19 protein-coding genes are annotated in these 20,723 nt (G+C 71.8%); 9 read left to right on the top strand and 10 right to left on the bottom strand.

Going from position 1 to position 20,723, the window contains the following annotated elements; genetic code table 11:
• Positions 1-7 precede the first annotated feature (7 nt).
• The 7 genes from ABZ135_RS08935 to ABZ135_RS08905 form a co-directional block, all read right to left on the bottom strand.
• Positions 8-1,228, bottom strand: a complete 1,221-nt coding sequence (locus ABZ135_RS08935) for an acyltransferase (protein WP_356693321.1) — start codon at positions 1,226-1,228, stop codon at positions 8-10.
• Positions 1,225-2,205: an alpha/beta hydrolase gene (locus ABZ135_RS08930; protein WP_356693319.1), complete on the bottom strand. Its 981-nt coding sequence runs from the start codon at positions 2,203-2,205 to the stop codon at positions 1,225-1,227. The genes ABZ135_RS08935 and ABZ135_RS08930 overlap by 4 nt, the downstream gene beginning before the upstream one ends.
• Before the next feature lie 157 nt (positions 2,206-2,362).
• Positions 2,363-3,046 carry a response regulator transcription factor gene (locus tag ABZ135_RS08925; protein ID WP_356693317.1) on the bottom strand — a complete coding sequence of 228 codons (684 nt, stop codon included), beginning with the start codon at positions 3,044-3,046 and terminating at the stop codon, positions 2,363-2,365.
• Between the two features lie 8 nt (positions 3,047-3,054).
• Complete coding sequence (locus tag ABZ135_RS08920) at positions 3,055-4,314, bottom strand: sensor histidine kinase (RefSeq protein WP_356693315.1); 1,260 nt, start codon at positions 4,312-4,314, stop codon at positions 3,055-3,057.
• A gap of 141 nt (positions 4,315-4,455) precedes the next feature.
• A complete protein-coding gene (locus tag ABZ135_RS08915) occupies positions 4,456-5,334 on the bottom strand; it encodes a DUF4429 domain-containing protein (protein WP_356693313.1) in 879 nt (292 codons plus the stop codon).
• 75 nt (positions 5,335-5,409) lie between these two features.
• On the bottom strand, positions 5,410-6,690 hold the full coding sequence (locus tag ABZ135_RS08910; protein ID WP_356693485.1) for an alpha/beta hydrolase: 1,281 nt from the start codon (positions 6,688-6,690) through the stop codon (positions 5,410-5,412).
• 186 nt (positions 6,691-6,876) lie between these two features.
• Positions 6,877-7,509 (bottom strand): TetR family transcriptional regulator, encoded by a 633-nt coding sequence (locus ABZ135_RS08905; protein ID WP_356693311.1) that lies wholly within the window; start codon positions 7,507-7,509, stop codon positions 6,877-6,879.
• Between the two features lie 129 nt (positions 7,510-7,638).
• Here ABZ135_RS08905 and ABZ135_RS08900 point away from each other — a divergent pair, with 129 nt between their 5' ends.
• On the top strand, positions 7,639-9,261 hold the full coding sequence (locus ABZ135_RS08900) for an MFS transporter (RefSeq protein ID WP_356693309.1): 1,623 nt from the start codon (positions 7,639-7,641) through the stop codon (positions 9,259-9,261).
• Between the two features lie 128 nt (positions 9,262-9,389).
• A complete protein-coding gene (locus ABZ135_RS08895) occupies positions 9,390-9,824 on the top strand; it encodes a peptidase inhibitor family I36 protein (RefSeq protein WP_356693307.1) in 435 nt (144 codons plus the stop codon).
• On the opposite strand, the gene ABZ135_RS08890 is transcribed toward ABZ135_RS08895, so the two are convergent.
• Positions 9,805-10,572, bottom strand: coding sequence for an ion channel (locus tag ABZ135_RS08890; RefSeq protein WP_356693305.1), 768 nt, complete (start codon positions 10,570-10,572; stop codon positions 9,805-9,807). The two genes, ABZ135_RS08895 and ABZ135_RS08890, sit on opposite strands and share 20 nt — an antisense overlap.
• Before the next feature lie 120 nt (positions 10,573-10,692).
• Positions 10,693-13,425 (bottom strand): pyruvate dehydrogenase (acetyl-transferring), homodimeric type, encoded by a 2,733-nt coding sequence (gene aceE / locus ABZ135_RS08885; protein WP_356693303.1) that lies wholly within the window; start codon positions 13,423-13,425, stop codon positions 10,693-10,695.
• Between the two features lie 417 nt (positions 13,426-13,842).
• On the opposite strand from aceE, the gene ABZ135_RS08880 reads away from it, so the two are divergent.
• The 6 genes from ABZ135_RS08880 to ABZ135_RS08855 all read left to right on the top strand — a co-directional run bounded on the left by ABZ135_RS08880 (position 13,843) and on the right by ABZ135_RS08855 (position 18,353).
• Complete coding sequence (locus ABZ135_RS08880) at positions 13,843-14,265, top strand: DUF3052 domain-containing protein (RefSeq protein WP_356693301.1); 423 nt, start codon at positions 13,843-13,845, stop codon at positions 14,263-14,265.
• A gap of 133 nt (positions 14,266-14,398) precedes the next feature.
• Positions 14,399-14,869: a peroxiredoxin gene (locus ABZ135_RS08875; protein WP_356693299.1), complete on the top strand. Its 471-nt coding sequence runs from the start codon at positions 14,399-14,401 to the stop codon at positions 14,867-14,869.
• Positions 14,870-15,056: 187 nt separating this feature from the next.
• Positions 15,057-15,632: a TerD family protein gene (locus ABZ135_RS08870; RefSeq protein WP_352080695.1), complete on the top strand. Its 576-nt coding sequence runs from the start codon at positions 15,057-15,059 to the stop codon at positions 15,630-15,632.
• A 113-nt stretch (positions 15,633-15,745) separates the two neighbouring features.
• Positions 15,746-16,321 (top strand): TerD family protein, encoded by a 576-nt coding sequence (locus ABZ135_RS08865; protein WP_356693297.1) that lies wholly within the window; start codon positions 15,746-15,748, stop codon positions 16,319-16,321.
• A 29-nt stretch (positions 16,322-16,350) separates the two neighbouring features.
• Positions 16,351-17,493 (top strand): DUF475 domain-containing protein, encoded by a 1,143-nt coding sequence (locus tag ABZ135_RS08860; RefSeq protein WP_356693295.1) that lies wholly within the window; start codon positions 16,351-16,353, stop codon positions 17,491-17,493.
• 122 nt (positions 17,494-17,615) lie between these two features.
• Complete coding sequence (locus ABZ135_RS08855) at positions 17,616-18,353, top strand: Tellurium resistance (RefSeq protein ID WP_356693293.1); 738 nt, start codon at positions 17,616-17,618, stop codon at positions 18,351-18,353.
• 44 nt (positions 18,354-18,397) lie between these two features.
• On the opposite strand, the gene ABZ135_RS08850 is transcribed toward ABZ135_RS08855, so the two are convergent.
• Positions 18,398-19,282 (bottom strand): TerD family protein, encoded by an 885-nt coding sequence (locus tag ABZ135_RS08850; protein WP_356693291.1) that lies wholly within the window; start codon positions 19,280-19,282, stop codon positions 18,398-18,400.
• A gap of 154 nt (positions 19,283-19,436) precedes the next feature.
• Between ABZ135_RS08850 and ABZ135_RS08845 the strand changes: the two genes are divergently transcribed.
• Entirely contained in the window at positions 19,437-20,693 is a 1,257-nt protein-coding gene (locus tag ABZ135_RS08845; protein ID WP_356693289.1) for an HpcH/HpaI aldolase/citrate lyase family protein, read from the top strand.
• The last annotated feature ends 30 nt before the right edge of the window (positions 20,694-20,723 follow it).

Genomic DNA, 20,723 nt, shown 5'->3' with positions numbered 1-20,723 from the left:
CGGGGTCTCACGCGAGGCCCAGGGCGAAGACAGCGAAGCCCGCCGCCAGGACGCCCGCCGCCGCCCGCCGGGCCGTGCCGGCCCCGGTCCACGGGGACTCGAAGCCCCGCGCGTACCGGCCGATGAGGAGCAGCAGTCCGGCGAAGAGCGGCATCCACGCGAGCCGGGCCAGGATCCAGCCGACCGAGTCGGGCGCGCCGACCAGGCCGGGGACCTCCCCGGCGTACGAGGCGGGGATCGCGGCGGCCAGCATCGCGGTCTGGTGCCAGCACAGGATCGTCATCGCGGAGAGGTTGACGATGACGGTGGGGGCCCAGAGGGTGGGCCGCCGTCGCAGGAGCCGGCCGAGCCGGTCGCGGAGCAGGACCGCCGCGCCGCTCTGCGTGGCGGCGAGGGCCAGGACGAGCAGCGACGGGGGGTGCGAGTTGGTGCGCGCCTCGCCCGGGACGCCCACCATCGAGGCCGGGTAGCCGAAGTGCAGGAGCAGGGCCGCGAAGAGCGCGGCGCCGCCGAGCAGCAGAGCCCAGGCGTGGCCGCGGGTGACCCGGGCCTCGCCCCAGGAGACGCCGAGCTGGTAGGCGAACAGCCAGCCGGGGACGATGGTCAGGACGCCCAGCCAGGACGGCACGGCATCGGCGTACGGCCCGTAGCGCAGCAGGTCGACCACGGCGACCGAGCCGAGCAGCGGGGCCGCCGCCCACACGCCGAGCCGGCGCGCCGCGCGGACGCAGTACGGGGTGAGCGCGGTGACCACGGTGTAGACGCCGACGAACCACAGCGGCTGGATCACCAGCGTGGACGCCGTGCGCAGGGTGGCCTCGGGCACGCCGAAGCCGTGGTGCAGCAGGGGCAGCAGCGCCGCCCACACGGCGGTGACGCCGAGCACGGGCCGTCCGAGCCGGACGAGGCGCCCCCTCAGCCACGCGCCCGTGGAGCCCTCGTGGCGGCGGAAGGAGAGGACGGAGGCGTAGCCGCCGACGAGGAAGAAGATGCCCAGCATCTGGAGGATCCAGCTCACGGGGGCGAGGCCGCCGAACGCGGACAGCGGGCTGGCGTTGTGGATCGCGCCGTCGGAGGAGAGCGTGAACCCGCCGAGCAGCCAGTGCCCGGTGGGCACGGCCAGAAGGGCCAGGGCACGCAGTCCGTCGATCGCGCGGTCGCGGTGGGTGGGTGTGTGTTCCTCGATGCGGTCGAGGGTCCGCCGGAGCGTGGTGCGCAGGGGGGTCATCGGACGGCTCCGGTGGCGATGGCGGCGAAGGTGCGGAGCGAGGCCGTGCCGGGCGTGAAGTAGCCGTCGTGGCCCTGGGCGTCGGCCGCCGGAACGGGGCGGGCGCCGAACTCGGGGGCGGTGGGGTCGGTGCCGTGGCCGAGGCCGGCGAACGCCACGTTCGGGACCCGGTCGATCCAGTCGGTGGGATCCTTGGCGGCCCAGACCCGGGCGGTCGTGTTCAGGGCGGCCACGTCGTCCGCCCGCATACCGGGGGAGGCGACGGCGACCAGGTCCTTCGCCTTGATCCGGTGCGCGGCGAGCCCGCAGACCACCGACCCGTAGCTGTGGCAGAAGAGGGAGGGTTCCGGGGCGCCGACGGCGGCGAGCCCCTCGGTGAACCGGACGAGCCGCTCGGCGCCCGCCTCGGCGAGGTCCCCGGAGGCGGCGTCGAGGCCGACGCCCACGGGCGTCGTGTAGCCGGCCCAGGCGACCACCGCGGTCCGGTCGCCGGTCGCCGCGCGCAGGGCGGTGGCCTTGCGGGTGAGGGACGCCAGGTTCCCGGCGTCGACGTCCGATCCGGGCACGATCACCGCCACGTGCTCCGCCCGCGCCAGGTCTCCGTACGCGAGGACGACCTGGCCCCGGCCCCGGGGGTCGTACGCGAGGACCTGCTGACCGGCGAACCGGCCCCCGGCGGTACGGGCGTTGGCGGCGTACCGCAGGGCGAGCGGGGCGCCGTCGAGGTTGCCGACGACGCCCGGGTGGGCGGCCGCCAGATCCCGCCGGCGGGAGGGAGTCGTCCCGGCGAAGAGGGCCCGCACCTGGGCGGGTGTCATGCGGCCGGGGTCGGGGAGCCCGTCGGCCTGCCACGCCGCCGTTCCCACCGGGGGCCCGGTGACGGCCCGCTGGCTGTTTCCGGCCGCCCAGCCCGCCGTTCCCGCCACCGTGGTGGCGGTCAGCGCGGCGGCGACCAGGGTCCTCGTGAACCGGCGCATGGACGTCTCCCCTTCCGTTCCTGTCGTGAGCGAGAGGAAGGTAAGGAAACGAGGGGAGAGCGGACGTCACACCGGGGCGCCAACCCCGAACCCCTACCGGGGTAGGGGTCGGACGAGCAGCGGGCCTCAGGGCGGTGGTGGGGACAACCCCCGGGGGCTACCTCCCCTGACCCGGCGTCACCAGGCCCGACTCGTACGCGAAGACGACCGCCTGCGCCCGGTCGCGCAGGTCCAGCTTGGCGAGCACCCGGCCGATGTGGGTCTTCACGGTCTGCTCGGCGAGGACGAGATGGTCGGCGATCTCCTGGTTCGACAGGCCCCGGGCGATGAGCTCCAGGACCTCCGTCTCGCGCGGGGTGAGGCCGTTGAGGCGCAGGGCCGCGCGGTCGGCGCGCGGAGCGGGCCTGGAGGCGGCGAAGTCGGCGATGAGGCGCCGGGTCACGGACGGCGCGAGCAGCGCGTCACCGGCCGCGACCACCCGCACCGCGGCGATCAGGTCGGCGGGCGGCGCGTCCTTCAGGAGGAAACCGGAGGCACCGGCGCGCAGCGCCTCGTACACGTAGTCGTCCACGTCGAAGGTGGTGAGCATCAGCACCTTGGGGCGGTGGACCACGCCGGGCGGGGGGTTGAGGATCTCCCGCGCCGCCGAGAGCCCGTCCAGCTCCGGCATCCGCACGTCCATGAGGACCACGTCGGGGTGCGTGGAGCGGGCCACGTCCACGCCCTGCCGCCCGTCCGGAGCCTCGCCCACGACGTCGATGTCGGACTGCGCGGCGAGCAGGGCGGCGAAGCCCGCCCGCACCATGGCCTGGTCGTCGACGATGATCACGCGGATGGTCACGGGCTTCCTCAGGTGTCGGCGGTACGGGTCGGCAGCCGGGCGGCGACCCGGAAGCCCCCGTCCGGCAGCGGCCCGGTGTCGAGCGAGCCGCCCGTCAACCGTACGCGCTCGCGCATGCCGACCAGCCCGTGGCCGGTGCCCGTACCGCCCTCCAGCGGCGAGGTGCGGCCCTCGGCGGGGCCGTTGACGACGAGGATGTTCAACCAGCCGTCCGCGTCGGGCCGTACGGACACCCGGGTCGTCGCGCCCGGCGCGTGCCGGACGACGTTGGCCAGCGCCTCCTGCACGATCCGGTACGCCGACAGGTCCACCGCCGGCGGCAGCTCGCCCAGGTCCGCCGCCATCGACAGCTCGGCCGGCACACCCGCCCGTACCGTCGCCTCCACCAGATGCTGCACCCGGTCGAGGCCCGGCTGCGGCGCCCGCTCGCCCTCCGTGCCCTCGCTGCGCAGCACCGCGAGCAGCCGCCGCATCTCGGCCAGCGACTCGCGCGCCCCGGCGGCGATCGAGGCGAACTCCTCGCGGGCGGCGTCCGGGAGTTCCGGGATGCGGTACGGGGCCGAGTCGGCCTGCACGGTGATCACCGACATGTGGTGGGCGACCACGTCGTGCAGCTCGCGGGCGATCCGGGTGCGCTCCTCCAGGAGGGTGCGGCGGGCCCGTTCCGCCTCGCTGATGGTCTCCTGCTCGACCAGCCGCCGCTCGGCCTCGCCGCGCCCGCGCAGGGTCGCCGTCAGCAGCAGGACGATCCCGCTGAGGACGAAGAGCAGGACGACGACGCCGGTGCCCGGCCGCTGCGGCGAGACGAGCTCGAAGACGGCCCCGGCGGCTCCGGTCACCAGCCACACGCCGAGGAGGGCGCGCCGGGACTCGCGCAGCCCGAGGGGCAGCATCAGGAAGAGATAGCCGATGACGGCCATGGGGGTCCACGGCCAGGGCAGGTCGTGGCGGGGATCGGAGGCGAGGAGGACGAAGCCGCCGATCACGTCCGCCGCGAAGATCACCCACCACGCCTGGAGCGGCCGGCTCACCGCGAGCAGCAGCGGTGCGGCCTGCGCGGTGCCGAGCGCGCCGGCGAGGGCCCCGTTCACGTGGTAGTCCTGCGCGAGCACGGTGATGGTGACCGGCAGCAGCGTGGCGACGAGCACCAGGGCGACCCCGTACGGCAGCCACCGCAGCCACGGCGACGCCGCCCGCGCCAACAGCGCCTCGCCGGGCCCGCTCGGCGTCGCGAGCGCGACCCCGAGCCCGCGCACCAGCTCTGACATGGGCGGCCGACGCCGCTGTGCATCCTTCATGACGGCCCCAGCGTAGGCACCCCGCCCGCCGGCCCACGTCATACCGGAGGCCCGTCCGCCGGGTCATACCGGAGTACGAGCTCCCGGGCGCGTCCGAGCCCGGGAGCGCCGCTAGAGCTCCGCCAGGAGTTCCGCCTTCTTCGCCGAGAACTCCTCGTCCGTCACCAGGCCGGCCCGGTGCAGTTCACCGAGGTGGCGAATCCTTTCGGCAACACCGGCGGGGTCGTGGGGGCGGGCCGCGGCGCCCGGGAGGGCGGGGACGCGGAGGGTGGAGGCGCGGACGGCGGAGAGGACGGCGGCGGCGAAGGGCAGGGACTCGTGCACCGGGCCGTAGCCGAGGCCGAAGATCACGGACGCGGGGTCGTGGTCCGGCTGGACCGGCCGCTCGTCCTGGCCCTCGCGCGGCACCAGCCGCAGATAGCCGTCCAGGACCTCCGGCGAGCGCCACTCGACACCGCTCAGCTCGCCGACCCGGAAGGTCTGGTCGCCGGCCTTCCACTTCTCCGAGGACGCCCCCGACCAGGACCAGCGGAAGGTCACCTCCGCCGTCCCGTCGAAGCTCGCCTTCCCGTCGTACGCCTTGAAGGACTGCGGCCCCTCCGGCGCCGCCACCAGGAAGCGGTCCGCGGGCCACTCGGCGTCGTACGGACTGAGGACGGAGCGCAGCTCGTCGCGGTAGTACTCGGCGAGCGTCTCCCGGTCGGCGGGCAGCACCAGACGGTACGGATCGCACTCGTCCTTCAACTGTCCCGCCGCCGCCTCCATCAGGGGATCGGCGCCCGCCCTCGGCGCGGCGCGCAGCACGACGGTGCCCCGCTTGCCCGGGGCGAGCGTCACGGACTCCAGCGCCTCGTACGGCACGCGCCGCTCGCGCAGTGCCGCGAAGAGCTTCGGAATGCGGTTCGTGCGGTTCCCCCGATCGAAGCGGATGACGACGGCGTCGCTATCGAACTCCCAGGTGGCATGAATTCCGGCCAGCACATCACCCATACGCCTCATCGTATGCGGCGTATGCCCCGACGTCGCCCCTCCGCAACCATCGTAAATTCGCCGTAATCACGCGCGTCAGGAGACCGGAGCGCCGGAGATTCCACGGAGACAAGCGCTGTCACCGCCGGAAGCCCCGCCTCCGGCACCCTCCGTGACCCCCTCCGCCGGGCCGCCCGGCGTATCGGACTCGGCCACTCCGCAGATCACCCGCCCGTACGCGCCGACTCCTATCGCCGCGAGGTTCTCCAGGCTGCGCGTGCCCGGTTCGAAGTAGCCCGTGTGCCCTCCGGCGCCCGCCGCCGAGAGCAGCCGCGCCCCGAACTCCGGTGCCACCGGGTCCGCCCCGTGCCCGACCCCGCCGAACGCCAGGTGGGGCACGTCCGCGATCCAGTCCTCGGCGTCCCGCATGGCCCAGACGCGGGCCGGGGTGCCGAGCTCGGCGGCGTGCTCCACGCGCATGCCGGGGCTGCCGGCGACGACCACGTCGGTGACCCGCGCGGGCAGCCTGGGCGCGGCGACCCCGCACAGCACGGAGCCGTAGCTGTGGCAGAAGAGGGTGACGCGCGCGTCGCCGGGCAGCGCGGCGGTGAGGCCGACCAGCCGGACGGCGCCGCTCTCGGCGAGCCGCCCGAGGGCGGCCTCGATGCCGACGCCGACGGGGGCGGTGTAGTCGGCCCAGGCGATGACGGCCGTACGGGTCCCGGGGGCCGCACGCCGTTCGGCGGCGTAGAGGGAGTCGGCCATGCCGGCCGGCGCGGAGTAGCGGCGCGCGGTGCGCTGGAAGGTGAGGAGGTTGGTGTCGACCCCGGGCACGATCACCGACACCCGCCGGGCCCGCTCCAGGTCGCCCAGGACCTCCGCCGCCCGGCCCGTGCCCGTCGGGTCGAAGGCGAGGATCTGGCGTCCCGGCCGCAGGAGGGAGGCGAAGCGGTGGGCGAGGCGCCGCGCCTGGAGGCGGCCGTCGGCGGTGAGCCGCGGGTCGTCGACCCGCTCCCGCTGGGTGGCGAGGGCGCGGGTGAGGGAGACCCGGTTGGCGCGGTAGCGCAAGGAGACGGGGGCTCCGTTGAGGTTGCCGACCACGAGGGGGTGGGTGTCGGCGAGCCGGGCGCCCTGCGCGGCCCCGATGGTGGCGAAGAACGCGGCGACCGTCCGGGCCGGGGCCGTCGGAGCGGGCGGGGCGCGGTGGCCGATCCGGTCGTGCGCCCAGGCGGCGAGGGCCTGCTCCCGGGTCTGGCCCGGGGCGGGAAGGTTCCGGATCGTGGTCCACCCGGTGGTCGCGAGGAGCACGAACACGACGGCGAGCGCGAGCAGCATCCGCCACAGGGAGAGGGTGGGGGAGGAGTCGAAGGAAGGCAGCATCGGCCGCCACCCTAGGGGGCGCCGAGGCCGGGCCGCGCACGGGCGTGACGTGGATCACCCGGGCCGCCGGGGTGTGGTGACGGGGTGTGCGCGCGGTCGTACGCGGGGTCGTGTGCGTGCTCGGGAGTACGGTCGGGAGTGCGGGCGTACGCGGGGTCGTGCGCGAGCTCGCGGAGGGGTGGCTCAGGTGCGCCAGCGGGGCGCGAGCGCGGGGCCGAGGTGGTCCAGATAGCGCTCGGTGAGGGCGCGGATCGCCTCCAGGGTGGGGTCCTCGCCCCGGCCCCAGAGCTGCCCGGTGACCCGCATGACGCCGCTGAACGCGGCGACCGCGATCCGGGGGCGCGGGTCCTCGTCGACGTCGAGCCCCTCGCGTTCGGCGATCAGGCGGGCGATGGTCTCCTCCATCTCCGTGGAGCGGCGCAGGTGCACGGCGAGGAGGGCGGGGGTGGACTCGATGAGCTGGAAGGTGCGCAGGTACAGCTCGACGGGGACGACCTCGGCGATGGCCTCGCCGATGGTGTCCCAGGCGCTGAGGACGGCGTTGCGCAGGGCGTCGAACGGGCCTTCCTCGGCGGGCCGTTCGCCGAGCGCGGCGATGAACCGCTCCTCCACCATCTGCTGGACGGCGAAGGCCACGTCCTCCTTGGTGGCGAAGTAGCGGAAGAAGGTGCGCTGGGAGACGTCGACGGCGTCGGCGATCTCGTCGACCGTGGTCCGCTCGTACCCCTGGGTCGTGAACAGCTCCAGGGAGACCCGGATCAGAGCGTCGCGGGTGCGCTGCTTCTTGCGCTCGCGCAGACCGGGGACAACGGTCACGTCGGCGGTCCTCTTTCCGGTCCTCTTTTGGCCACTTCGTCCGGCTCAGCGTACCTGTGAGCTACGTGACAGTTACCGGCGCGTGAATCGCTTTGTCAATTGTCAGTGGCTGACACTAGCCTCGTGGGTATGACTAGTCAGACCACCGTGGAAAAGGCCCCGCAGGGTCAGGGGGGTGACCGGGAGCCGCTCGCGGGCCCGGCGAAGGGACTGCGCGGGCACCCGTGGTTGACGCTGTTCGGCGTTGCCGTAGGCGTGATGATGGTCGCGCTCGACGGCACGATCGTCGCCATCGCCAACCCCGCCATCAAGGACGACCTCCAGGCATCGCTCGCCGAGGTCCAGTGGATCACCAACGGCTACCTCCTGGCCCTCGCCGTCGCCCTGATCACCGCCGGCAAGCTCGGCGACCGCTTCGGGCACCGCCAGACCTTCCTCATAGGCATCGCCGGCTTCGCCCTCGCCTCCGGCGCCATCGGCATGTCGAGCTCGATCGGGCTCGTGATCGCCTTCCGTGTCCTGCAGGGCCTCTTCGGCGCCCTGCTCATGCCGGCCGCGCTCGGCCTGCTGCGCGCCACCTTCCCGGCCGAGAAGCTGAACATGGCCATCGGCATCTGGGGCATGGTCATCGGCGCCTCCACCGCCGGCGGGCCGATCCTCGGCGGCTTCCTCGTCGAGCACGTCAGTTGGCAGTCCGTCTTCTTCATCAACGTGCCGGTCGGCGTCGTCGCGCTCGTCCTCGGCCTGGTGATCCTCAAGGACCACCGCGCCGAGAACGCCCCGCGCTCCTTCGACGTCTTCGGCATCGTGCTGCTCTCGGCCGCGATGGGCTCCCTCATCTGGGGCATCATCAAGGCCGGCGAGTCCTGGGGCTGGGGCAGCGCCAACACCTGGGGCTGTCTGATCGGCGCCGTCGTGCTCTTCGCGGTCTTCGCCGTCTGGGAGACCAAGGTCAAGGAGCCGCTCATCCCGCTGGCCATGTTCCGCTCCGTGCCGCTGTCGGCCGGTGTGGTGCTGATGGTCCTGATGGCCTTCGCCTTCATGGGCGGCCTGTTCTTCGTGACCTTCTATCTCCAGGGCGTGAAGGGGCTCGGCCCGATCGACGCCGGACTGCGCCTGCTGCCGCTGACCGCGATGATGATCGTCTCCTCGCCGCTGGCTGGCGCGCTCATCACCAAGTTCGGCCCGCGGGTCCCGCTGGTCGGCGGCATGGTCTGCACGGCCGTCGCCATGTTCGGCATGATCACCCTCGACGCGGACACCGGCACCCTCGCCATGTCCCTCTGGTTCGCCCTCCTCGGCCTCGGCCTCGCCCCGGTGATGGTCGGCGCCACCGAGGTCATCGTCGGCAACGCGCCGCTGGAGCTGTCCGGTGTGGCCGGCGGTCTCCAGCAGGCCGCGATGCAGGTCGGCGGCGCGCTCGGTACGGCGGTGCTGGGCGCGGTCATGTCGTCGAAGGTGTCCGGCGTCTTCGCCGAGAACTGGAAGGACGCCGGGATCCCCGTCCCCGCCGACCCGCGCCTGGAGCAGGCGGCCGAGTTCGGGATGGTGCCGCCGGAGCTCGCCAAGGCACCGGGCATGACGCCCGACATGCTCTCGGCCATCGGCAAGGTCATCCACGAGACCTTCCTCCAGGGCATGGGCCTCGCCTTCACCGTCGCCGGCGCGGTCGCCGTCGTCGCGGCGCTCGTCGCCACGCTCACCAAGCGCGGCGCCAACGCGGAGGCGGGCGCCGGAGCCGCCCACATCTGACGTCCGTCAGGGTTCCCTTAAGGGGCCGTCACCCGTTCGAAGGAACGGGGGCGGCCCCTCTTCCGTCGGAGGGGTGCGGTGAGCCATTCTCGTGACTACGGAGAGTTACGAAACGGGGGTTTACCTGCATGAACACGAAGACCTTTCTGGGTGCGGCGGTCGTCCTGACCGCCCTTCTCGCGGCCCCGGCGGCCGCCGCACCGACGACCGCACCGGGGGCCGTAGCCACGACCGCACCCGCGGCCGCACCTGGGGCCGTCACCGCCGCCACGGCCACGGCCCTCGGGAGCTGCGGGCCCGGCCAGCTCTGCCTGTGGCCCAAGGCGGACTTCAAGGGCCGGGCGCTGACCCACGAGCTGGCCTCGGTCGACATCGAGAGCTGCACGGCCTTGCCGGCGGGCGTGAGCGCCCAGGCGCTCGCCAACCGCACCGGGCGGCCGGTCACCGCCTACCAGTCCGCCGAATGCGCGGAGACCGGCGAGTTCGAGACCTATCCGGGGCGGGGGACCTGGGTGCCCCAGACGCCCTACAAGGTCAGAGCCTTCAAGATCTGGGAGCGATAGGGGAGGGGATGTCGGGGGCGGCCTGCGCCGGCGGGACCGAGAGACGCGCGACCTCGGCCCGCAGCTCCCGCACCTCCCGGGTCAGCGCCTCCAGCAGCTCCGTCTGCCGGCGCTCGGCCGCGTCGTCCCGCTCGAAGCGGGAGATGAACCAGGCCGCGATGTTCGCCGTCACCACACCGAGCAGAGCGATCCCGGACAGCATCAGGCCCACCGCGAGCACCCGGCCGAGACCGGTGGTCGGGGCGTGGTCGCCGTAGCCGACGGTGGTCATCGTGGTGAAGGACCACCAGACGGCGTCCCCGAGCGTCTTGATGTTGCCGTCGGGTGCGTCCCGCTCCACATGGAGCACGGCCAGCGAGCCGAACATCATCAGCCCGACCACCGCGCCCGCCACATACGTGGTGAGCGTGATCTGCGGCGCCATCCGGGCCCGCCGACCCACCAGGAGGAGCGTGGCGACCACCCTGAGCAGCCGCAGCGGCTGCACCATCGGCAGCACCACCGCCAGCAGGTCCAGCGGATGGCTGCGCACGAAGGCCCACCGGGCCGGCGCGAGCGCGAGCCGGACCACGTAGTCCACGGCGAACGCGGCCCACACCGCCCACTCCACGTGGCCGCACAGCCGGTGCACCCACGGGTCGGCGCCCGGTGCCACGATCGGCACGGCGTAGGCGATGCCGAACGCCACCGCCAGTGCCAGCAGCGGCATCCGGGTCCGCTCTTCCCACTGTTCCTTCATGCCCGGCATCGTAAGGAACGCCGAAGGGCGGCGGGACCACGGTCCCACCGCCCCTCACCAGGCGCTCCGTGCTACCGGCCGTCGGCTACCGGCCGTCACCACCGGTCCGGACGCGGCCGGCGCACCGCGTCACGCGTCGCCGCCCGCCGGGCCCGGGTCGGCGGCCGCGACGTCCAGGAGCCGGTAGCGGTCCACGGCCTGCTTCAGGGCCGAGCGGTCGACCTTGCCGTCGCGGGCCAGCTCCGTCAGGACCGCGAGCACGATCGACTGGGCGTCGATGTGGAAGTAGCGGCGGGCCGCGCCCCGCGTGTCCGCGAAGCCGAAGCCGTCCGCACCGAGGGAGGTGTAGCTGCCCGGCACCCAGCGGGAGATCTGGTCCGGCACCGCGCGCATCCAGTCCGAGACGGCCACGAACGGGCCCTGGGCGCCCTGGAGCTTGCGCGTCACGTACGGGACGCGCTGCTCCTCGTCCGGGTGGAGCAGGTTGTGCTCCTCGACGGCCACCGCGTCGCGGCGCAGCTCGTTCCAGGACGTGGCGGACCAGACGTCGGCGCGGACGTTCCACTCCTCGGCGAGGATCCGCTGCGCCTCCACCGCCCACGGCACGGCGACACCGGAGGCCATGATCTGCGCGGGGACGGCGCCGGCCTCGCCCGCCCGGTAGCGGTAGATGCCCTTGAGGATGCCGTCGGCGTCCACGTCGGCCGGCTCGGCCGGGTGCTGGATGGGCTCGTTGTAGACCGTGAGGTAGTAGAAGACGTCCTCGGCGTCGGGCCCGTACATCCGGCGCAGACCGTCCTGGACGATGTGCGCGATCTCGTAGCCGAAGGCGGGGTCGTAGGCGACACAGGCCGGGTTGGTCGAGGCGAGCAGGTGCGAGTGGCCGTCCGCGTGCTGGAGGCCCTCGCCGGTCAGCGTGGTGCGGCCGGCGGTGGCGCCGAGCACGAAGCCGCGGGCGAGCTGGTCCGCCATCTGCCAGAACTGGTCGCCGGTGCGCTGGAAACCGAACATCGAGTAGAAGACGTAGACCGGGATGAGCGGTTCGCCGTGCGTGGCGTACGCCGAGCCGGCGGCGATCAGCGAGGCGGTGCAGCCCGCCTCGGAGATGCCGTCGTGCAGCATCTGGCCGGTCGGGGACTCCTTGTAGGCGAGGAGCAGCTCCCGGTCCACGGCCTCGTACTGCTGGCCCAGCGGGTTGTAGATCTTGGCGCTCGGGAAGAACGAGTCCATGCCGAAGGTGCGGTACTCGTCCGGCGCGATCAGCACGAAGCGCTTGCCGATCTCCTTGTCCCGCATCAGGTCCTTGAGCAGCCGGACGAAGGCCATGGTGGTGGCGATCGACTGCTGGCCCGAGCCCTTCTTCACCGCCGCGTAGGTCTTGTCCTCGGGCAGCGCCAGCGGCTTGGCGCGGACCACACGGGTGGGCACGTACCCGCCGAGCGCCTTGCGGCGGTCGTGCATGTACTGGATCTCCTCGGAGTTCCGGCCCGGGTGGTAGTACGGCGGCAGGCCGTCCTCCAGTTGCCTGTCCGAGATCGGGATGTGCAGCCGGTCGCGGAAGCGCTTGAGGTCGTCGACCGTCAGCTTCTTCATCTGGTGGGTGGCGTTGCGGCCCTCGAAGTTGGGGCCCAGCGTCCAGCCCTTGACGGTCTTGGCGAGGATCACCGTCGGCTGGCCCTTGTGGGCCTTGGCCGCCGAGAACGCCGCGAAGATCTTCCGGTGGTCGTGACCGCCGCGGCCCAGGTGCAGGATCTGGTCGTCGGTCATGTTCTCGACCATGGCCCGCAGCCGATGGTCGTCGCCGAAGAAGTGGTCGCGGATGTAGGCGCCGGTCTCCGTCGCGTACGTCTGGAACTGGCCGTCCGGCGTGGTGTTCATCTTGTTGACGAGCACGCCGTCGCGGTCCTGGGCGAGCAGTGGGTCCCAGGAGCGGTCCCAGACCAGCTTGATGACGTTCCAGCCGGCGCCGCGGAAGACGGACTCCAGCTCCTGGATGATCTTGCCGTTGCCGCGCACCGGGCCGTCGAGCCGCTGGAGGTTGCAGTTGACGACGAAGGTGAGGTTGTCGAGGCCCTCGCGGGCCGCGATGGTGAGCTGGCCCAGCGACTCCGGCTCGTCCATCTCGCCGTCGCCGAGGAAGGCCCACACATGCGACTTGGAGGTGTCGGCGATGCCGCGCGCCTCCATGTAGCGGTTCATCCGGGCCTGGTAGATCGCGCCGAGCGGGCCGAGGCCCATCGACACCGTGGGGAACTCCCAGAAGTCCGGCATCAGACGCGGATGCGGGTAGGAGGACAGCCCGTTGGGGAACTTCGACCGCTCCTGGCGGAAGGCGTCGAGCTGCGTCTCGTTCAGCCGGTCGAGGAGGAAGGCGCGGGCGTAGATGCCGGGGGAGGCGTGGCCCTGGAAGAAGATCTGGTCGCCGCCGTCGCCCTCGTCCTTACCGCGGAAGAAGTGGTTGAAGCCGACGTCGTACAGGGAGGCGGAGGAGGCGAAGGTCGCGATGTGGCCGCCGACGCCGATGCCGGGGCGCTGGGCGCGCGAGACCATCACGGCCGCGTTCCAGCGGGTGGCGTTCAGGACCTTGCGCTCGATCTCCTCGTTGCCGGGGAAGAAGGGCTCGTCCTTGGTGGCGATGGTGTTGACGTAGTCCGTGCTGCGCATCTCGGGCACGGCGACCCGCTTCTCGCGGGCGCGCTCGATCAGCCGCAGCATCAGATAGCGGGCCCGCTCCCGGCCCCGCTCGTCGACGGCGGCGTCCAGGGAGTCGAGCCACTCCTGGGTCTCTTCGGGGTCGAAATCCGGGACCTGGCTGGGAAGGCCGCCAATGATGATCGGGTTGCGATCGGATGCGGGAGCCACGCTGTTCCTTCGCTGGTCGGTGGAGCCCCCGGGGGAGGGGAGCCCCGCTGAGGCCGGGATGTTCATCGTGTACCCCGCCGGTGGCAAACGTCATCTTTACCGAGGGGTAACCCTCCCGGGGCGCCGTGTTCGGTCAAATCGCAACCTTACGCCCATCCCGCGCATGCGTTCCGGCGGCATGTTCGGCAGACTGAAGCCGCAGAGCCCCATAATGCGGGGCGAAGAGTGCGTGACTCGTCACGGAGCGCGACGGGCACTCGCCGGAGGTTGCGGCGAGACAGCCCCAAACGTCACCGTTTCGGCGGTCTCATCGGCCGGGTACTTGCGCGATCCGCCCCGGCACGTGTGGACTACGGCCAGCGCCGCGCGCCCGCGCGCGGCCGAAGCATTTTCCGATACATGATCAGGAGGCAAGCCGTGAGCGCGACCGCGGACCACGCGGAGGAGCGGACCAACCCGGCAGCGAGGCTGGGGTTCGAGCCCGGACAGGTGGTCCAGGAGATCGGCTACGACGACGACGTCGACTTCGATCTCCGCGAAGGCATCGAGTCCATCATCGGCCAGGACCTCGTGGACGAGGAGTACGACGACGTCGCCGACGTCGTGCTGCTCTGGTTCCGTGACGAGGACGGTGACCTCACCGACGCCCTGGTGGACGCCATCGGTCTCCTGGAGGAAGGCGGCCAGATCTGGCTGCTCACGCCGAAGACGGGCCGCGACGGCTACATCGAGCCGAGCGACATCAATGATGCCGCGCAGACCGCTGGTCTCTCCCAGACCAAGAGCATCAGCGTCGCCAAGGACTGGGTCGGCACTCGACTCGGCACCCCGAAGCGCTGATCCCCCGATACGCTGCAGGAAGCCCCCGCCGGTCCCGACCGGCGGGGGCTCCGTGCATCCCCGGCCGACCCTTAGGGTGGGTTTCACCGTTTCGGCCCAACCCCGGGCCGCCGCGCGAAGGGATACGCACGCGATGGCGATCGAGATCGGAGCCGAGGCCCCGGACTTCGAGCTGAAGGACAACCACGGCCGCACCGTACGGCTCTCCGACTTCTTCGCGGACCCCGCGACGAGCAAGAACGTCGTCCTCTTCTTCTATCCCTTCGCCTTCACCGGCGTGTGCACCGGCGAGCTGCGCGAGCTGCGCGACCACCTGGACCGCCTCGTCAACGACGACACCCAGCTCCTCGCCGTCTCCAACGACTCCATCCACACGCTGCGCGTCTTCGGCGAGCAGGAGGGCCTGGAGTTCCCGCTGCTCTCCGACTTCTGGAAGCACGGCGAGGCATCCCGCGCCTACGGCGTCTTCGACGAGGACAAGGGCTGCGCCGTGCGCGGCACCTTCGTCATCGACAAGACCGGCAGGGTCCGCTGGTCGGTGGTCAACGCCCTCCCCGACGCCCGTGACCTGGACGCCTGCCTCGACGCCCTCGCGGCCCTCTGACCGGCCCTCCGGCCGGCCCTCCGGCCGGCCCTCCGCCCGGACCGCCGACCGGCCCTCCGGGGGGTCCGGCGCCAACACTCGGGCGAAACGTCTGTTTCCACGGGGAACCCGTCACTAGGATCCAGACGTTGATCCGATGCCAACGCACGACTGGGGGCGCTGCCCCTGGAAACCAATGGAGGGACTCGTGGGAGTCAGCCTCAGCAAGGGCGGCAACGTCTCGCTGACCAAGGAGGCCCCTGGCCTGACCGCCGTCACCGTCGGTCTGGGCTGGGACGTCCGTACCACCACCGGTACGGACTTCGACCTCGACGCCAGCGCCATCCTGGTGAACGCGGAGGGCAAGGTCCGCAACGACCAGGACTTCGTCTTCTTCAACAACCTCAAGAGCGCGGACGGCTCCGTCGAGCACACCGGTGACAACCTCACCGGTGAGGGCGAGGGCGACGACGAGCAGGTCAAGGTCAACCTGGCCGCCGTGCCGCAGGACGTCGCCAAGATCGTCTTCCCGGTGTCGATCTACGACGCCGACAACCGGCAGCAGTCCTTCGGCCAGGTCCGCAACGCGTTCATCCGCGTCGTGAACCAGGCCGGCGGCGCCGAGATCGCTCGGTACGACCTGTCCGAGGACGCCTCGACCGAGACGGCCATGGTCTTCGGCGAGCTCTACCGCAACGGGGCGGAGTGGAAGTTCCGCGCCGTCGGCCAGGGCTACGCCTCGGGCCTGCGCGGCATCGCGCAGGACTTCGGCGTCAACGTCTGAGCCGACGCACCGCACCCGTCCGGCGCCGCACCTTCCGTGCGGCGCCGGACGCGCCTCGGGCGCCGCCCGCGCGCGTCCCGCACTCGCAGCAACCACCGGGGAGGAACCACGTCATGGGCGTCACGCTCGCCAAGGGAGGCAATGTCTCCCTCTCCAAGGCCGCACCCGATCTCACCCAGGTGCTCGTGGGCCTCGGCTGGGACGCGCGGTCCACCACCGGAGCCCCCTTCGACCTCGACGCCAGCGCGCTGCTGTGCCAGTCGGGGCGCGTGCTCGGGGACGAGTACTTCGTCTTTTACAACAACCTCACGAGCCCCGAGGGCTCCGTCGAGCACACCGGTGACAACCTCACCGGCGAGGGTGACGGCGACGACGAGTCGCTCATCGTGGACCTCACCAAGGTGCCGGTCCACTGCGACAAGATCATTTTCCCGGTCTCGATCCACGAGGCCGACAACCGCGGCCAGACCTTCGGCCAGGTCTCCAATGCCTTCATTCGCGTGGTCAACCGGGCGGACGGCCAGGAACTCGCCCGCTACGACCTCTCCGAGGACGCCTCCGGCGAGACCGCGATGATCTTCGGTGAGCTCTACCGCTACAACGGCGAATGGAAGTTCCGGGCGGTGGGCCAGGGGTACGCGTCCGGCCTCCGGGGCATCGCTCTAGACTTCGGGGTCAACGTTTCGTAAAGCCGCGTACTTACACGATGGGGTAGACAGTGGTTCTGAAAACCTTCGGGTGGTCGTTCGCCATCACGGCGCTCGGCCTCGCTTTCGCCGCTTGGCAGTGGGGGTGGGAGGCGTTCGGGGTCGTTCTGATCCTGTCGATCCTCGAGATCTCGCTGTCCTTCGACAACGCGGTCGTCAACGCCGGAATCCTGAAGAAGATGAATGCCTTCTGGCAGAAGATCTTCCTCACGATCGGCATCCTGATCGCGGTCTTCGGCATGCGGCTGGTCTTCCCCGTCGCGATCGTCGCCATCAGCGCCAAGGTGGGGCCGATCGAGGCCATCGAACTGGCCATGGACAAGCCGGCGCAGTACGAGGCGCTGGTCACCGACGCCCACGCGGCGATCGCCGCCTTCGGCGGCATGTTCCTGCTGATGATCTTCCTCGACTTCATCTTCGAGGACCGTGACATCAAGTGGCTCGGCTGGCTGGAGCGCCCGCTGGCCAAGCTCGGCAAGGTCGACATGCTGTCGGTCTGCATCGCGCTCGTCGTCCTGCTGGTCACGGCGATGACCTTCGCCACCCACGCGCACACCAGCGCCGGCCACATGGACAAGTCCGCGACCGTGCTGCTCTCCGGCGTCGCCGGCCTCATCACGTACCTCATCGTCGGCGGTCTCTCCGGCTTCTTCGAGAACAAGCTGGAGGAAGAGGAGGAGCGCGAGCACGAGGAGGAGGAGAAGGCCAAGGCCGAGGGCAAGCCGGTCTCCGCGGTCGGCCTGGCCGGCAAGGCGGCGTTCTTCCTCTTCCTGTACCTGGAAGTCCTCGACGCCTCCTTCTCCTTCGACGGTGTCATCGGCGCCTTCGCCATCACCAACCACATCTTCTGGATGGCGCTCGGCCTCGGCATCGGCGCGATGTACGTCCGTTCGCTCACGGTCTACCTGGTCCGCCAGGGCACCCTCGACGAGTACGTCTACCTGGAGCACGGCGCCCACTACGCCATCGGCGCCCTTGCGGTCATCCTGCTCATCACCATCCAGCACGAGATCAGCGAGCTGATCACCGGCGGCATCGGCGTCGTCCTCATCGCGGCGTCCTTCCTGTCCTCCGTCATGAGGAACCGGGCCATCGCGGCGGCCGAGGGGAAAGCCGACCCCTCGGACAAGACCGAGGTGAAGTCCGGGGTGTGACGACCCCGGCAATGAGGAACGCTTCTCTGCGGGGCGGCCGGAGCACCCGGCCGCCCCGCGGTGCGTGAGGCGCCGGACGGGGGCGAAGACGACGTGGGCACGAGCGTGGGGGGTGCGAAGCCATGGGCTTCCTGGACAATCTCTTTCCGGGCAGGGGAGAACCGTTCGACTCGGGCAGCGCCGTGTCGAACTCGATCGACCTGACCAGACGCCGGCCCAGCGTCTCCCTCGGCAAGCAGGGCGCCGCCACCGGCAACCTCCGCGTCAACCTCTCCTGGCGGATGCGGACCTCCGACATCGACCGCCGCCCCCGCCAGTCGCGCAGCCTGCTGCGCCACCCCCTGAAGCTGTTCAAGCCCGAGGAGGTCCAGGCCCACACCCAGGGCGTGGTCAACGTCGACCTCGACCTCGGCTGCCTCTACGAGCTGGCCGACGGCAGCAAGGGCGTGGTGCAGCCGCTCGGCGGCTTCTTCGGCGAGCTGAACGAGCCGCCGTACGTGAAGCTCAGCGGAGACGACCGGTTCGGGGCGCCGTCCGGCGAGACGATCTTTGTCAACCTCGACCACCGGGACGCCATCAAGCGCCTGTTGTTCTTCGTCTACATCTACGACCAGACCCCGGCCTTCGACCGCACCCAGGCCAAGGTCACGCTCTATCCGAGCAACGGCCCGCGGATCGAGATCGAGCTGGACGAGGACGCCCCGCAGGCCCGCTCCTGCGCCGTGTTCACCGTCGAGAACGTCAAGAACGACCTCGTCGTCCGCCGCGAGGTGCGCTTCGTGTACGGCTTCCAGGCCGAGCTGGACCGGCTGTACGGGTGGGGCCTGCAGTGGGGCCGCGGCTACAAGTCGAAGACCTGAGCGCCCCCGGAGCCGTACGGCCGGGGGACGCCCCGGCGGACGCGTCAGCGCCCGACGAACTGCGGCCCCATCGGCGGCATGCGGAACTCCCGGGCCGCGTGCGGATAGCCGTACGCGGGAACGGGCGCGGGAGCAGGTCCGGGAGCGGGCGCCGGCGCCGGGGCGCCCGGGCCGGGCTGCGGATAGCCGTACGCCGGGGCCGGAGGAGCGGTGGGCTGCGGCGGTACGGGCCCCGGAAGCGGCGGCGTCGAGGCGCCGGCCGGGGTGTGGACCATCGTCGCGTCCGGGTCGTGCGCCGGGGCGGAAGGGGCCGGGGCCGGGTCGTGCGCGTCCGTCCCGGCGTCCGCGGCGCCGCCCTCCGCCCCGTCGTCCACCGAGACGCCGAAGTCGGTGGCCAGCCCGACCAGGCCGGTCGGATAGCCCTGGCCCACCGCGCGGAACTTCCAGGTGTCCCCGCGCCGGTACAGCTCGCCGCAGATGATCGCCGTCTCCTCGCCGGTCTCCGCCGACACGTCGAAGAAGGCGAGCGGCTCCCCGTCCGCTGCCCCGGAGGCTCCCGGCGCCGCGTCGTACAGCAGGATCCGCAGGTCGGAGACGCGGCGGAAGGTGTCACCGTCGGAGGAGGCGGCGATCACCACCTGGTCGACCGAGGCGTCCAGCGCGCCCAGATCGGCCTCCACCGTGTCCGTGAGCCCCTCCGGCCCGCGCTTCTTCGCCAGGCGGCGCACCAGCCCCGAAGGGTGGCGCGGCTGGTTGTAGAAGACGAAGTCCTCGTCGGACCGCACGCGCCCGTCCGCGCCGAGCAGCAGAGCCGAGGCGTCCACGTCGGGCACCCCGGGTCCCGGAGTCCAGCGGAGCACGGCCCGTACGGCCGCGGTGTCGAGAGGGACGTTGGAGCCCTTCAGCATCGCGTGCGTCATGCCCGTCATCTTCCCTGCCCGCCCGCCTTCCGGACAACGTGGGGGTCCGGATGCGGACGAGTTACCTGAACTTCACGTACGCGGGGAACTACGGACACCCATACCTACGTACTATTACCGGCCACATGTCGTCAGGGCCTCAGAGGCCAGTCGGGGGAGATACATGCGTCATTTCGGGCACATCCCGGCCGCCACGCGGAGCGGGCTGTTCCACCGGGAGCCCGCCGAGTTCTCGGCCGGTTCCCCCGCGCCCACGCTCGCCGTGGCCCTCGGGGCCACGCTCTACAGCCCCGCCACCCGGCCGCGGCTCGCCGACGACGTGCGCAAACAGGCCGCGCGGGGCGTGGCGTCCATGGTGCTGTGCCTGGAGGACTCCATCAGCGACGCCGAGGTCGAGGCGGGCGAGGACAACCTGGTCCGCCAGTTCGCCGCGCTCGCGGCACCGGCCGGTGCGGCCTCCGGGGACGGTGCGGTCTCCGGGACGGGTGCGTCGGCGGGGGCCGGTGCGGCCTCCGGGGCCGGTGGGGCGGAGGGGGCGGTCGAGGACCTGCCCCTGCTGTTCATCCGGGTCCGCGAGCCGCAGCAGATCACCGACCTCGTCTCCCGGCTCGGCGAAACGGTCCGGCTGCTGTCCGGATTCGTACTGCCCAAGTTCACCGAGACCCGCGGCCGGCCCTTCCTCGAGGCCCTCACCGCCGCCGAGCAGGCATGCGGCCACCGGCTCTTCGCCATGCCCGTCCTGGAGTCCCCCGAACTGCTCCACCTGGAGACCCGGGCGGAGACCCTGGCCGGCATCGCCGCCCTCACCGGCAAGTACCGCGAGCGGATCCTCGCGCTCCGCCTCGGCGTCACCGACTTCTGCTCCCCCTACGGGCTGCGCCGCTCGCCCGACATGACCGCCTACGACGTCCAGATCGTCGCCCACGTCATCGGCGACGTCGTCAACGTCCTCGGCCGCTCCGACGGCACCGGCTTCACCATCACCGGCCCCGTCTGGGAGTACTTCCGCCCCGGCGAGCGCATGTTCAAGCCCCAGTTGCGCCGCAGCCCCTTCCTGCAGGGCCGCGCCGAGGACCTGCGCACCGCGCTCATCGAGCACGACCTCGACGGGCTGCTGCGCGAGATCGAACTCGACCGCGCCAACGGACTCCTCGGCAAGACCTGCATCCACCCCACCCACGTGCTGCCGGTGCACGCGCTGTCCGTCGTCAGCCACGAGGAGTTCAGCGACGCCCAGGACATCCTGCGGCCGGAACGCGACGGTGGCGGCGTGCTCCGATCCGCCTATACGAACAAGATGAACGAGGTGAAGCCGCACCGCGCGTGGGCCGAACGGACCCTGCGGCGCGCCGAGGTCTTCGGCGTCGCCCGCGAGGACGTCGGCTTCGTGGAGCTGCTCACCGCCGGACTCGCCGGCTGACCGCCGGACCTCCGGCTGACGAAGGGACAA

It is taken from the genome of Streptomyces sp. NPDC006339 (genome assembly GCF_040612775.1).
Taxonomy (GTDB): Bacteria; Actinomycetota; Actinomycetes; order Streptomycetales; family Streptomycetaceae; genus Streptomyces.
Note: the sequence above shows the minus strand (reverse complement) of the source record. Positions and strands in the feature narration are given on the sequence as shown.